This window comes from Geobacter pickeringii (assembly GCF_000817955.1).
Classification (GTDB): Bacteria; Desulfobacterota; Desulfuromonadia; order Geobacterales; family Geobacteraceae; genus Geobacter; species Geobacter pickeringii.
Window position 1 is genome coordinate 3,260,996 of the sequence record NZ_CP009788.1, and the last position, 13,281, is coordinate 3,274,276.

The following is a 13,281-nucleotide window of genomic DNA, read 5'->3' on the forward strand; positions in this document are numbered from 1 at the left end:
CCGCCTTCGTTCATACATGGGTCACGCCGGCAGCTACGGCTCGGCCAGAAGCTTCTTGATGAGACTCTCCATGGTACGGAGGGTCTCTTCGGATCCACCCTGAAACTTCTCCGCCACAACTCCCTTCTTGGAGACAACATACACCGTCGGCAGAGAGCGGAGGCCATAGTCAGCCTGGATATCCTGGGACGCAAGGGCGATCGGGTAATTGATCCGCTTGCTGGTGATGAAATCCCTCACCCCCTGCTCATCCCCCTCGTCGAGGGAGAGGCCGAGGATCTGCAGACCCTGCTTGGCATACTTCCGGTTGAGCGTCATCAGGTGAGGGATCGCCTCCCGGCATGGGGGGCACCAGGTGGCAAAGAAGTCGATCACCAGGACATACCCCTTGTAGTTGTTCAGAGTGATCGGCTGCCCCGAGGTGCTCACCACCTTTATCGGAGGCGCCGCCTGCCCCTTCTGGACCACGGCGTGGGACGGCACCGGCAACGCCAGGACAGACAGAGCGGCAACCGCCAGGGCAAACCGCAGAAAGAGGGAAATCTTCATGGCTACCTGCCTTCTTCCCGGTTAGAGGGCCTTCTTGATGAGGGCTTCGAGCTGCGCCTTGGGAACGGCCCCGACGACCTGATCGACAACCTTGCCGTCCTTGAAGAGGATGACGGTCGGAATGCCGCGAACCCCGTACTTGCCTGGGGTTGCCGGGTTGTCGTCCACATTCACCTTGCCGACTTTGACCTTGCCGTCATATTCTTCGGCAATGGCGTCGATGACCGGTGCTATCGCCTTGCAGGGGGCACACCACGTCGCCCAGAAATCTACGAGAACCGGAACGCTCGACTTGAGGACGTCCGCATCGAAGCCGTCGTCGCTAAGCGTAAGAACCTTTTCACTGGCCATGAGAGCCTCCTTTGACATGTATAGTGCTTTCAAAATATAGCCGAGCTCCCGGAAAACATCAAGGAGGAAATCTTTCCCTGCAACCATAAGAAAAGGCTCACCGTGCGGCATCGGACAAGGCTTCGCACCACCCTCACCCCCCTCCCCTTGGCAAGGAAGGGGAAATCTGCTACATAAGGGTGAAAGCGCCGTTTTCGCCTGGGAGCCCATGAACTTTTTCCCCGTCAATCTGAACATCAGGGGGCGCACCGCCACCATCGTCGGAGGAGGTGGCGTTGCCTGCCGCAAATGCCACGCTCTCCTGGAGGGGGGCGCCCGGATTACCATTATCGCCCCGCGGCTCGACCCGAGCCTCGGCGAACTCCGGGACCAAGGGCTGCTCACCCATATCCAGCGCCCCTACGAGCCCGGCGACCTCGCCGGCGCCTTCCTCGTCTTCGCCGCCACCGACAGTGCCGCCGTCAACCGGACCGTGGCCGAGGAGGCAGCGTCCCGGGGAATCCTCGTCTCCCTCGCCGACTCGCCGGCGCTCGGCACCTTCACTATGCCGTCGGTCGTCCGGCGGGGAGAACTCCTCATTGCCGTCTCGACGGGGGGAAAGAGCCCTGCCCTCGCCCGGCTCATCCGTGAGCAGCTTGAGGAAGAATTCGGCCCCGAATACGCGGAAGCGCTGGCAATCCTCGGCGCGTTCCGTGAAAAGCTGTTGACGGTCTCGAAAGACACCGCTTACAATAAGAAGATTTTTAACGAACTGGCCGCGTCCCCCCTCCTCGAGCTGGTCCGCGCGCGCCGGCACGACGCAATCGATCTCCTCCTGACACGGCTCGCCGGGCCCGGCTTCACCCGGGAGAGGCTGGGAGTCGAAAAAAAGGATTCCGCATGAATGCCCTGCTCTTCGCGACAACCCTGGCACTCTACCTGGTCGCTACCGTCGCCTATCTTGCCTATCTCGTCAAGCCGCGGGAAGCGCTGGGGCGGGTGGCTCGCTGGATCCTCGTGGCGGGGTTCGCGGCCCACTCCCTTTACACCGTCGATCGCTACATCGAGGCGGGGCACACCCCCATCACGAACCTCCACGAGTCCCTCTCCTTCTTCGGACTCGCCATCGTCGGCGTCTACCTCGCCTGCGAGCGGAAATACCGGACCGTCATCCTCGGCTCCTTCGTCACCCCGCTGGCGCTCCTGATCCTGAGCGCCTCCACCAGCTTCCCGTCGGCGATGGCCCCTCTCAATCCGGCCCTGAAGAGCAGGTGGCTCGCCGTCCACACCGTCATGGCCTTCCTGAGCTATGCCGCCTTCGCCGTCGCCTTCGGCGCCGCCATCATGTACCTGATTCAGGAGCGGTTCCTGAAGCAGAAGAAGCTCGGTGCCATGTACCAGAAGCTTCCGTCCCTCGACATCCTGGACGAGATCAACTACCGCTGTCTCACCTTCGGCTTTCCCCTGCTCACCTTCGCCATCATCAGCGGGGCCATCTGGGCCGAAACGGCCTGGGGGACGTACTGGAGCTGGGATCCGAAGGAGACTTGGTCGCTCATCACCTGGTTCGTTTACGCTGCCCTCATCCATGGCCGTCTCACCACCGGCTGGCGGGGAAAAAAAGCAGCAATCCTGGCCATCGTCGGCTTCTTTGTGCTCCTCTTCACCTTCCTCGGCGTAAACCTGTTCCTGCCGGGGCTGCACAGCTACAAGTAACGGACGAGGCACGGCAAACGCTATGGAAATCATCGTTGTAGGACTTTCACACAAAACAGCTTCGGTCGACATCCGGGAGAAGGTCGCCTTCTCGCCGACCCAGATGGAAAAGCCGCTCCGGGCGGTGGTGGAGTTGCCGGAGATCACCGAGGCGGTCATCGTCTCCACCTGCAACCGGGTGGAGATCTACGCCACCACCCGCGACATCGCCGGCGGCATGGCCCGGGTCAAGCGCTTTCTGGCCGACTACCACACCATCTCTGCCGACACCCTTGAGCCGCACCTCTACGCCCACCACGGCGAGGCCGCCATCCGCCACGTCTTCCGGGTCGCGGCGAGCCTCGACTCCATGGTGGTGGGAGAGCCCCAGATCCTCGGCCAGATCAAGACCTCCTACGGCTACGCGGCCGAGTTCAAGACCTCCGGCATCATCCTCAACCGCTTCCTCCACAAGGCCTTCTCGGTGGCGAAGCGGGTCCGGACCGAGACGAAGATCGCTTCCTCCGCCGTCTCCGTCTCCTTTGCCGCCGTGGAGCTCGCCAGGAAGATCTTCGGCGAGCTGTCGGACAAGACGGTGCTGCTGGTCGGCGCCGGCGAGATGTGCGAACTGGCGGCAAAGCATTTCATCAACAACGGCGTGCGCGGCGTCATGGTGACCAACCGGACCTTTGAACGGGCCGAGCGGCTTGCCGAAGAGTTCGAGGGGAAAGCGATCCGCTTCGAGGACCTCTTCGACCAGCTCCACAAGGCCGACATCGTTCTCTCCTCCACCGGCGCCACCCATTTCATCATCAAGCCGAAAGACGTGGAAGAGGTGATCCGGCGCCGCAAGCTCAAACCGATGTTCTTCATCGACATCGCCGTGCCGCGGGACATCGACCCCAAGGTCAACGACGTGGAGAACGTCTACCTCTATGACATGGACGACCTCCAGGGAGTGGTCGCCTCCAACCTCCAGCAGCGGGCCGAGGAGGCAAAAAAGGCCGAGGCGATCATCGACGAGGAGATCGGGCAGTTTTACAAGTGGATCTCCAATCTGGAGGTCACCCCGACCATTGTGGCCCTCCGCTCGAAATTCGACGAAATCCGGAAAAACGAACTGGAGAAGACCCTCTCCACCTGGAAGGACCTTCCTCCCGACGGGGAGAAGCGGCTGGAGGCCCTCACCAACGCCATCGTCAACAAGCTCCTCCACCCTCCCATCGCGGCCCTCAAGAAGACCGGTCAGGGGGGGAGGACCGACCTCTACGTCGACGCCGTGCGCGCCCTCTTCGATCTGCAGACAGGAGCAGCCGAGGAGACGGAGCTCGGCGAACTGGAAGAATAATCTACAAGGAGTCTTTTCATGGCACTGAAGCACCTGAAAATAGGAACCCGCGCGAGCCAGCTCGCCCTCTGGCAGGCCAACTGGGTGAAGTCCGAGCTCGAAAAGCGCTACCCCGGCATGACCGTGGAACTGGTGAAGATCAAGACCATGGGAGACAAGATCCTCGACGTCCCTCTCGCCCAGGTGGGGGGGAAGGGGCTCTTCGTCAAGGAGATCGAAGAGGCGATGCTCCGGGGCGAGATCGACATCGCGGTCCACAGCATGAAGGACGTGCCGACGGAGTTCCCCGAAGGGCTCGGCTTGGTCTGCATCACGGAGCGTGAAGACCCGCGCGATGCCGTCATCTCCCGCGGGGTGACCTTCGCCGACCTTCCCCGGGGGGCAAAGATCGGCACCTCGGCCCTGCGTCGCCAGGCCCAGCTCCTCAAGGTCCGTCCCGACCTTGAGATGGTCGTTATCCGCGGCAACGTGGAGACTCGGATCCGGAAGCTCACCGAGGAGAACCTGGACGCGGTGATCCTTGCCGCTGCGGGGCTCAAGCGTCTCGGCTTCACCGACGCCGTCACCGAGTACCTCCCGGTGGAGCTCTCGCTCCCCGCCATCGGCCAGGGGGCCCTCGGCCTCGAATGCCGTCTGGACGACACGGCGGTCCGGGAGACCATCGACTTCTTCAACCACCCCGACACCGCCCACGCCGTCCGGGCCGAGCGGGCGCTGCTCTGGCGCTGCGAGGGGGGGTGCCAGGTCCCCATCGCCGCCCACGGCCAGGTAGGGGGCGACACCCTCACCCTCACCGGCTTCATCGCCTCGGTGGACGGGACGCGCTCCGTGAAGGAGAGCATCACCGGCCCGGCGACCGACTGCGACAAGCTCGGCATCGCCCTGGCCGAGGATCTCCTCGCCGCCGGCGGCCACGAGATCCTTGCCGAGGTCTACCAGCGGGAAGTGTCGCGGGAGAAAGAGATTCCCGTTTAATTCATTCACGATCAAAGGCATTAACCACAGTGGGCCTCCGTGCCCTCTGTGGTTAGCTCCGTTTTTTCAATCCGATGACCCACACATCCGACAATAACAGTCTCGTCTACCTCATCGGCGCCGGCCCCGGCGATCCGGGCCTCATCACGGTCCGGGGAAAGGAGTGCATGGGGCTCGCCGATGTCGTTGTCTACGACTATCTGGCCAACGACGACCTCCTGCAGTACGCCCGTCCCGGAGCCGAACTGATCTACGCCGGCAAGGTGGGGGGCCACCACAACCGGGAGCAGTGGCAGATCAACGAACTCCTGGTGGAGAAGGCCCGAGAGGGTCGCGTTGTGGCGCGCCTCAAGGGGGGCGACCCTTTCGTCTTCGGGCGGGGGGGCGAGGAGTGCGAAGCACTGGTGGCAGCCGGCATTCCCTTCGAGATCGTTCCCGGCGTCACGGCGGCGATCGGCGCGGCGGCCTACGCCGGCATCCCCCTCACCCACCGCGATTTCACCACCTCCGTCGCCTTCGTCACCGGCCACGAGAGCCCCGGCAAGGAAGCGTCGGAGATCGACTGGGAGGGACTCTCCCTCGGTAGCGGGACCGTGGTCTTCTACATGGGGATGAAAAACCTCCCCCAGATCACGGCAAACCTCATGGCCCACGGCCGCCCCCCGGAGACACCGGTGGCGCTGGTCCGCTGGGGGACCCGACCCGAGCAGGAAGTGCTGGCCGGCACCCTGTCCGACATCGCGGACAAGGCCCGACGGACCGGTTTCAAGGCCCCCGCGGTGACGGTGGTCGGCGAAGTGGTCACCCTGCGGGAGAAGCTGCGGTGGTTCGACAGTCGTCCCCTCTTCGGCAGGGGAATCCTCGTCACCCGCGCCGCCGACCAAGCGGGGGAATTCAGCGCAATTCTCCGGAGGAAGGGGGCCCGGGTGGTCGAATGCCCCACCATCGCCATCGCCCCCCCTGAAAGCTGGGACGAGCTGGACGCGGCAGTCGCCCGCCTCGCCACCTTCGACTGGGTCGTCTTCACCTCGTACAACGCCGTCCGCTTCTTCTTCGCGCGCCTCGCCGCCCAGGGGAAAGACAGCCGCGCCCTCGGCCCCTGCCGGATCTGTGTCGTGGGGCCCAAGACGGCCGAGGCGCTGGCACTCCACGGCCTGCGTCCCGATCTCATCCCCGGCGACTACAAGGGGGAGGGGGTCGTCGAGGCGCTCCGTTCCGTCGTCTCCGGCGCACGGGTCCTCTTCCCGAAGGGAGACCGGGCGCGGGACGTGATCCCGGCGGGACTGGCCGCACTTGGGGCCGAGGTGACGGCGCCGGTCGCCTACCGCAATGTCACCCCTGAGGTCATCCCGGCGGGGGTCATTGCGGACCTTGAGGCAAAGCGGATCCACTGCGTCACCTTCACCTCGTCCTCAACGGTGGAAAATCTGGCGGCGATCCTTGGCGAAAACCGCCTCCTGCGGCTCCTCGACGGGGTGGCGATCGCCTCCATCGGCCCCATCACCTCCCGGAGCTGCCAGGAACTGGGGCTGAAGGTCGACGTCGAACCGCCGGCGTACACCCTGGAGGCCCTGACGGCGGAACTCGTCCGGTTCTTCTCGCCGTGAGAGAGTGATTCCGCCCGCCCCGACGAAGCCCCTTCCCGCACCGCGACACCGTATGCCGGGGGTGCAGCATGCTCATCGACACCCACTGTCACCTTAACGCCCCTCCGCTTTTATCCCGCCACCCTGAGGTCCTGGACGCCGCCCGCCGCGCCGGCGTGACCCAGTTCCTCGTCCCCGGCGTCACCCCAAGGGGCTGGGGAGAAATCGCGGCCCTGGCCCGCGCACAGGGGCCGGCGGTCCAGGCCGCCTTCGGCATCCACCCCATGGCGGCGGATGCGGCGGATGCGGAAGCCCTCGCCCTGCTCAGGCAGTATGCCCGGGAAGCATGTGCCATCGGGGAGATCGGCCTCGACTACACCCTCACCGGCGTTCCGCGGGAGGCGCAGCAGGCGGCGTTTCGCGCCCAGCTTCGCGTGGCGGCGGACGCGGGGCTGCCGGTCATTCTCCACTGCCGCAAGGCATTCCGGGATCTGCTGACCATCCTCGACGAAGAGGGGGGCGCACGGGCCGGCGGGGTGATGCACGCCTTTTCCGGCAGCCCCGAGATCGCCGCCGCCTGCCTGCAGCGCGGGCTTTTCATCTCCCTGTCGGGGACGGTGACCTACGCCACAGCGGTCCGTCCGGTGGCAGTGGCCCGGCAGCTCCCCCTCGACCGGCTGCTCCTCGAAACCGACTCCCCCGACCTGACACCCGAGCCCCACCGCGGCCGCCCCAACGAGCCGGCCTTCCTGGCGGAGACGGCCCGGAAGGTGGCGGAGATCCGGGGAGCTTCCCCCGACACCGTGGAACGGGCAACCACCGACAACGCCCGGCGCCTCTTCAGGCTTTCCCCGCCACCCTGGCACCCATGAACAATTTCGAGGTATCCCATGTCTCTCCACCGTTTTTCGCGCACAGAAATTCTCATCGGCCCTGACGGTCTCGACCGGCTCCGTCGCGCCACCGTCGCCATCTTCGGCCTCGGCGGCGTCGGGAGCTTCACCGCCGAGGCCCTCTGCCGGGCCGGGGTCGGCAGGCTCGTCCTGGTCGACTTCGACGACATCTGCCTCACCAACGTGAACCGGCAGCTCCACGCCCTGGACGGCACCGTGGGGAGGGCCAAGGTCCAGGTGATGGCGGAGCGGCTCCGCCTCATCAACCCCGCCGCCGACATTGTTCCCCACAAGGACTTCTACGAGGGGGAGAACAGCGACTTCCTCCTCTCCGGCGGGTACGACTACGTGGTGGACGCCATCGACCACATCACGAGCAAGCTCCACCTGATCCGCAGCTGCAAGGAGCGGGGGCTGCCGATCATCGCCAGCATGGGCGCTGCCAACAAGCTCGATCCAACGAAAATAAAGGTTGCCGACATCGCCGATACGAGCAAATGTCACCTGGCCCGGGTGGTCCGCAAGCTCCTCCGCAAGGAGGGGATCAGAAGCGGCGTAAAAGTGGTCTACTCCACCGAGGAATACCGCGAGCAGGTGGTGGCCGACGCCGGCTGCCGCTCCAACTGCATCTGCCCCAACAAGGACGAGCAGCGCTTCTCCTGCGAGCACCGGAGGGTGATCCTCGGCAGCATCTCCTTCATTCCGAGCATCTTCGGCCTCACCATGGCGGGGGTGGTCGTGAACGACCTCCTCGCCCGGGAGTAAAAACGCACCGCTCCGGTTGAACCGCCCCCGATTCCCGCTATACTGTCTACACAACATTACAATGGGATGAGAGGAGGAGCGCGACATGACCAGGGAGTATTCGGTTCAGGAAGCACTGAAGCTGGCGATCAAGGGCGAAAAGGATAGCATGGACTTCTACCGGAAGGCGGGGGCCGTCACGAAGAACGATCGCGCGAAGAAGGTCTTCGACCTCCTGGCGAACGAAGAAGTGGGGCACCTCAAGGCGTTCTTCGACCACTACAAGGGGGGAGAATTCGGCGACATCGCCTCCTACATGGCTCAGCCTCCCGACAGCAAGAATCCCACCTACGTGGCCCTCATAAAGGCGATCGACGAGGAGACCCACGAGCAGAAGGCCCTGGAGATCGCCCTGCGTGAGGAGAAGTCGTGCATCGACCAGTACTCGGTCCTCGTCAAGGATATCGTCGACCCCCTGGTGCGGAGCATCTTCGAGCGCGTGATCAAGGAGACGGAGAAGCACCACGCCTTGATCGAGGAGGAGTATCGCCACGTCATGACCATGGTTCACGAGTCGGATCAGGACATCTACGTGAGGGAATGATGAACGACCTGATGCGGAGCACGGTGATCGCGGGCATCGTCCTTGCTGCCCTGCCGGCGCTGGGCCAGGAGGATGTGAGAGGGTGGACCTTCCGCCAGCAGGGAATCAGGGTCCTTGACGAGAAGTGCGTTGCCTGTCACAACCGGCAGCGGATTGAGGCCGCCGTCCGGGAACGGAAGGATATGGAGCAGATCACCCGGAGAATGGAGCAGAAAGGGGCGAAACTCTCCGAAGGGGACCGGTCGGTCCTGGGAGTCTTCTGGAAACAGAATCCTTTCAAGGGGGCGGGAAAGGCCCCTCCATCCGCTACGGAACCAGCACCCCCTTCCCACTGACCGCAAGCGCGTACCGGAAACAGAAAACGGCAGCTCCCTCGGGGGCTGCCGTTTTCTGTTTCCGTAAAGCAGGTCTGACGACTAGAACTTGCTGAGAAGCGGCACGATCAGAAGCGACACGATGTTGATGATCTTGATCATCGGGTTGACGGCCGGGCCGGCGGTATCCTTATACGGGTCGCCGACGGTATCGCCGGTGACGGCGGCCTTGTGAGCGTCGCCCCCCTTGCCGCCGTGGTGCCCGTCCTCGATGTACTTCTTGGCGTTGTCCCAGGCGCCGCCGCCGGTGGTCATGGAGATGGCGACGAAGATGCCGGTGACGATGGTGCCGACGATCACGCCACCCAGCGCTTCTACGCCGAGGGTGAAGCCGATGATGATCGGCGCGGCGATCGGGATGATCCCCGGGATAACCATCTCCTTCAGGGCCGTTCTGGTGACGATGTCGACGCAGGCGGCGTAGTCGGGCTTGCCGGTCCCTTCCATGATTCCCTTGATGGTGCGGAACTGGCGGCGAACCTCCTCAACGACGGCGCCGCCAGCCTTGCCGACCGCTTCCATGCAGAGGGCGGCGAAGTAGTAGGGGAGCATGCCGCCCAGGAAGAGGCCGACAATGATCTTGGGGTTGGAGAGGTCGAAGGAGACGATCTTGCCAGCGGCCTTCAGTTCGTCCACATAGGAGGTGAAGAGAATGACGGCGGCGAGACCGGCGGAGCCGATGGCGTACCCCTTGGTCACCGCCTTTGTGGTGTTGCCGACCGCATCCAGCGGGTCGGTGACGGCACGCACCGAGTCATCCAGTTCAGCCATCTCGGCGATACCACCGGCGTTGTCGGTGATCGGCCCGTAAGCATCCATGGCAACGACGATGCCGGTGAGGGAGAGCATGGAGACCGCGGCGATGGCGATGCCGTACACGCCGGCACAGGTGAATGCCACGATGATGCCGGCGGCGATGACGATGATCGGCAGGGCGGTCGACTTCATGGAGACGCCGAGGCCGGCGATGATGTTGGTGGCGTGGCCGGTGGTGGAGGCCTGGGCAATGTGCTTCACCGGCCCGTACTCGGTGGCGGTATAGTACTCGGTGATCCAGAAGATGGCGCCGGTGACCACCAGGCCGACGATAGCGGAAATGAAGATATTGGTGGCGGAATAGCCGGTCGGGTTGCCGGCCGGGAACATCTGGACGGTAACGAAGTAGAAGGCGATGCAGGCCAGGATGCCGGAGGCGATGAGTCCCTTGTAGAGGGCCGGCATGATCTTCTGGCTGGCACCCAGCTTGACGAAAAAGGTGCCGATGATGGAGGCGATGATGGAGATGCCTCCGAGGATCAGCGGATAGCTGACGGCACCGGCGAAGTTGTTGAAGGCCATGGCCCCCAGCAGCATGGCGGCGATGAGGGTGACGGCATAGGTCTCGAAGAGGTCGGCCGCCATACCGGCGCAGTCGCCCACGTTATCACCCACGTTGTCGGCGATGACCGCCGGGTTGCGAGGATCGTCCTCGGGGATGCCGGCCTCAACCTTGCCGACCAGGTCGGCGCCGACGTCGGCTCCCTTGGTGAAGATGCCGCCGCCGAGACGGGCGAAGATGGAGATGAGCGAACCGCCGAAGCCGAGCCCCACCAGCTGGCTGACCACTTCCTTCACCGGCGCGCCCGGCATGAGCTGCTGCAGCACCATGTAGTAGCCGGCAACGCCGAGGAGGCCGAGGCCGACGACGAGCATGCCGGTGATGGCGCCACCCTTGAAGGCAACGTTCAGCGCCTTGTGGATTCCCGACTTGGCAGCCTCGGTGGTCCGGATGTTGGCGCGGACTGAGACGAACATGCCGATGAAGCCGGTCAGGCCGGAAAACAGGGCCCCGACGGCGAAACCGATGGCGGTTTTCACGCCGAGGGTGGCAAAGAGCGCCACGAACATGACGGCACCGACCACGGCAATAATGGTGTACTGGCGCTTCATGTAGGCGCCGGCCCCCTCCTGGACGGCGGCGGCGATCTGCTTCATCCGCTCGTTGCCCTGGGGAAGGCCCAGAATCCACTGGGCCGACACGAGTCCGTAGGCGACGGCCGCCACGGCACACGCCAGGGCGAAATAGACTGCATACTGTTCCATTGACTAACCTCCTCAAAGATAGCCCGTGAAAGGCCTTGATTCTCCTGGATCCCGGCATCCCGCAGCCGAGTAAAAACGCAAAATTGTTATAGGAAATAGGGGGTTTTGTCAACGTTAAAAATAGCTCCTTTTCCTCGCCTCCCCTCTGCCGACACCGTGTCCCGTTCTCCGCCCGGCCGTTCAAACGAATTGACAGCCCAGACTGTTTGCAATAAAATACCAAACTATATGCAGCGAGAGCCCGATTTCACTCAACTGAAAATACGCCAGATGGAAGAGCGCTGCCGCGAAAGCGGCCTGGCCATCACCGTCCAGCGCCGCGTTATCATCGAGGCCCTGTCCGAGCGCAGCGACCACCCCTCCGCCGACCAGCTCTACGAAGCCGTCCGCGGCCGGCTGCGGGGAATCTCGCGCACCACCGTCTACCGCGTTCTTGAAACCCTCGTGGGGATCGGCGTCGTGCAGAAGATCAGCAACCCCGAGGCCAAGGCCCGCTTCGATGCCGACACCGTCCGGCACCATCACCTCTACTGCAGCCGCTGCCAGAAGATTCAGGACCTCTCCGATCCGGCCCTCGACACCATCGTCCTGCCGACCGCCGGATTAGGCGGCTTCGCCATCACCGATTTTTCCATCAACTTCAGCGGGCTCTGCCCCGCGTGCCGTTCATTCCAATCGCCGTAAGGGAGGGATACCGTGAAGAAGTGGAGATGCGTCATCTGCGATTACATTCATGAGGGGCCCGAGCCCCCCGAGGTCTGCCCCGTCTGCGGCGTCGGCCGCGACCAGTTCGAGGAGATCGTGGAGTAGCCTCGGCAGAGGCCCGGATACCAGAAAAGGAGGGATTCGCCCGTGAAAGCTGTCGAGATAACAAAGGATATCTACTGGGTCGGCGCCGTCGACTGGGCGGTGCGGGACTTCCACGGCTACGAGACGCCGCGGGGGACCACCTACAACAACTACCTGATCGTCGATGACGAGATCACCCTCATCGACACGGTGAAGCACGATTTCGCCACCTACACCCTCAAGAACATCGCCGGGGTTGTGGACCCGGCGCGGATCAAGAACGTCGTCATCAACCACATCGAAAACGACCACGCCACGAGCCTCGACTGCGTCATGGAGCTGGCCCCCAATGCCACCATCTACATCTCGGAGAAGGGGAAGAAGGGCCTTGCGCGCTTCTTCGACCTCTCCCGCTGGGACGTGAAGACGGTCAAGACCGGCGACACCCTCGCCATCGGGAAGCGGACCCTGGAGTTCATCGAGACCCCCATGCTCCACTGGCCCGACTCCATGGTGACCTACGCCCGGGAGGACAAGATCCTCTTCAGCCAGGATGCCTTCGGCCAGCACGTGGCATCGGCCGCGCGCTTCGACGACGAATTCGAGGACTCCGACTCGGCTGCGGAACTGGACGATGCGGTCATCGACTACTACGCCAACATCCTCATGCCCTTCGGCCAGATCGTCACGAGCAAGATCGCCGAGATCCGGGCCAAGGGGATCGAGATCGAGATGATCGCCCCGGACCACGGGCTCATCTGGCGAAAGAACCCCCGGAAGGTGCTCGACAAATACCTCGAGATGGCCAGCGGCAAGGCCCGGCGGTCGGTCGCCATCATCTACGACACCATGTGGCAGAGCACCGAGAAGATGGCGGTCCCCATCGCCGAGGGGGTCCGGGCCGCGGGGCTCGACTGCCGGATCATGAAGCTCCGGGCGACCCCCATGAGCGTCGCCATCAAGGAGTTCTGGAAATCCCAGGGGGCGCTCATCGGCTCGCCGACCCTCAACAACATCCTCTACCCCTCCGTCGCCGAGTTCCTCACCCACCTGCGGGGGCTGCGCCCCAAGAACCGCATGGTGGGCGCCTTCGGCAGCTTCGGCTGGGGGGGCGGCGCCGTGAAGGAGGCGTACGAGGAGTTCAAGCGGATGGGGCTGCAGACCGTGGAGCCGGGAATCCAGATCCCCTACCGCCCGTCGCGGGCCGACGAAGAGGCGTGTTTCGAGTTCGGCCGTTCCTTCGCCCAGCAGGTGGCGGAGTACCACCAGAGGTTTTAACCGGCACGGTTGCGCTTTGCGGCGCCACCCTGTA

Annotated in this window: 15 protein-coding genes; 12 read left to right on the forward strand and 3 right to left on the reverse strand. The window is 64.0% G+C overall.

From position 1 onward, the window contains the following. Positions 1 to 33 precede the first annotated feature (33 nt). Positions 34 to 549 carry a TlpA disulfide reductase family protein gene (locus GPICK_RS14820; RefSeq protein ID WP_039744489.1) on the reverse strand — a complete coding sequence of 172 codons (516 nt, stop codon included), beginning with the start codon at positions 547 to 549 and terminating at the stop codon, positions 34 to 36. 21 nt (positions 550 to 570) lie between these two features. Then, a complete protein-coding gene (trxA, locus tag GPICK_RS14825) occupies positions 571 to 900 on the reverse strand; it encodes a thioredoxin TrxA (RefSeq protein ID WP_039744491.1) in 330 nt (109 codons plus the stop codon). A gap of 208 nt (positions 901 to 1,108) precedes the next feature. Between trxA and GPICK_RS14830 the strand changes: the two genes are divergently transcribed. From GPICK_RS14830 to GPICK_RS14870, 9 genes are all read left to right on the forward strand, one after another. Continuing rightward, complete coding sequence (locus GPICK_RS14830) at positions 1,109 to 1,783, forward strand: precorrin-2 dehydrogenase/sirohydrochlorin ferrochelatase family protein (protein WP_039744492.1); 675 nt, start codon at positions 1,109 to 1,111, stop codon at positions 1,781 to 1,783. Next, positions 1,780 to 2,595, forward strand: coding sequence for a c-type cytochrome biogenesis protein CcsB (gene ccsB / locus GPICK_RS14835; RefSeq protein ID WP_039744493.1), 816 nt, complete (start codon positions 1,780 to 1,782; stop codon positions 2,593 to 2,595). The genes GPICK_RS14830 and ccsB overlap by 4 nt, the downstream gene beginning before the upstream one ends. 22 nt (positions 2,596 to 2,617) lie before the next feature. Next, positions 2,618 to 3,922, forward strand: coding sequence for a glutamyl-tRNA reductase (hemA, locus tag GPICK_RS14840; protein WP_039744494.1), 1,305 nt, complete (start codon positions 2,618 to 2,620; stop codon positions 3,920 to 3,922). An 18-nt stretch (positions 3,923 to 3,940) separates the two neighbouring features. Beyond that, entirely contained in the window at positions 3,941 to 4,897 is a 957-nt protein-coding gene (hemC, locus tag GPICK_RS14845) for a hydroxymethylbilane synthase (RefSeq protein ID WP_039744498.1), read from the forward strand. A gap of 74 nt (positions 4,898 to 4,971) precedes the next feature. After that, a complete protein-coding gene (gene cobA / locus GPICK_RS14850) occupies positions 4,972 to 6,504 on the forward strand; it encodes a uroporphyrinogen-III C-methyltransferase (RefSeq protein ID WP_039744499.1) in 1,533 nt (510 codons plus the stop codon). A 68-nt stretch (positions 6,505 to 6,572) separates the two neighbouring features. Further along, positions 6,573 to 7,355 carry a TatD family hydrolase gene (locus GPICK_RS14855; protein WP_039744500.1) on the forward strand — a complete coding sequence of 261 codons (783 nt, stop codon included), beginning with the start codon at positions 6,573 to 6,575 and terminating at the stop codon, positions 7,353 to 7,355. Between the two features lie 18 nt (positions 7,356 to 7,373). Further along, positions 7,374 to 8,141 (forward strand): tRNA threonylcarbamoyladenosine dehydratase, encoded by a 768-nt coding sequence (locus tag GPICK_RS14860; protein WP_039744501.1) that lies wholly within the window; start codon positions 7,374 to 7,376, stop codon positions 8,139 to 8,141. Positions 8,142 to 8,226: 85 nt separating this feature from the next. Continuing rightward, complete coding sequence (locus GPICK_RS14865) at positions 8,227 to 8,724, forward strand: ferritin family protein (RefSeq protein ID WP_039744505.1); 498 nt, start codon at positions 8,227 to 8,229, stop codon at positions 8,722 to 8,724. Next, positions 8,724 to 9,059, forward strand: a complete 336-nt coding sequence (locus GPICK_RS14870) for a hypothetical protein (protein WP_144400106.1) — start codon at positions 8,724 to 8,726, stop codon at positions 9,057 to 9,059. The genes GPICK_RS14865 and GPICK_RS14870 overlap by 1 nt, the downstream gene beginning before the upstream one ends. A gap of 81 nt (positions 9,060 to 9,140) precedes the next feature. Here GPICK_RS14870 and GPICK_RS14875 read toward each other — a convergent pair whose 3' ends face one another. Next, positions 9,141 to 11,180, reverse strand: a complete 2,040-nt coding sequence (locus GPICK_RS14875) for a sodium-translocating pyrophosphatase (RefSeq protein ID WP_039744507.1) — start codon at positions 11,178 to 11,180, stop codon at positions 9,141 to 9,143. Between the two features lie 270 nt (positions 11,181 to 11,450). Between GPICK_RS14875 and GPICK_RS14880 the strand changes: the two genes are divergently transcribed. Genes GPICK_RS14880 through GPICK_RS14890 form a run of 3 tightly spaced genes read left to right on the forward strand, consistent with a single transcriptional unit; the run spans position 11,451 to position 13,247 of the window. Next, positions 11,451 to 11,864, forward strand: a complete 414-nt coding sequence (locus tag GPICK_RS14880; RefSeq protein WP_236685586.1) for a Fur family transcriptional regulator — start codon at positions 11,451 to 11,453, stop codon at positions 11,862 to 11,864. A 12-nt stretch (positions 11,865 to 11,876) separates the two neighbouring features. After that, entirely contained in the window at positions 11,877 to 11,990 is a 114-nt protein-coding gene (locus tag GPICK_RS14885; RefSeq protein ID WP_039744511.1) for a rubredoxin-like domain-containing protein, read from the forward strand. Between the two features lie 42 nt (positions 11,991 to 12,032). Then, positions 12,033 to 13,247 (forward strand): FprA family A-type flavoprotein, encoded by a 1,215-nt coding sequence (locus tag GPICK_RS14890; protein ID WP_039744513.1) that lies wholly within the window; start codon positions 12,033 to 12,035, stop codon positions 13,245 to 13,247. The last annotated feature ends 34 nt before the right edge of the window (positions 13,248 to 13,281 follow it).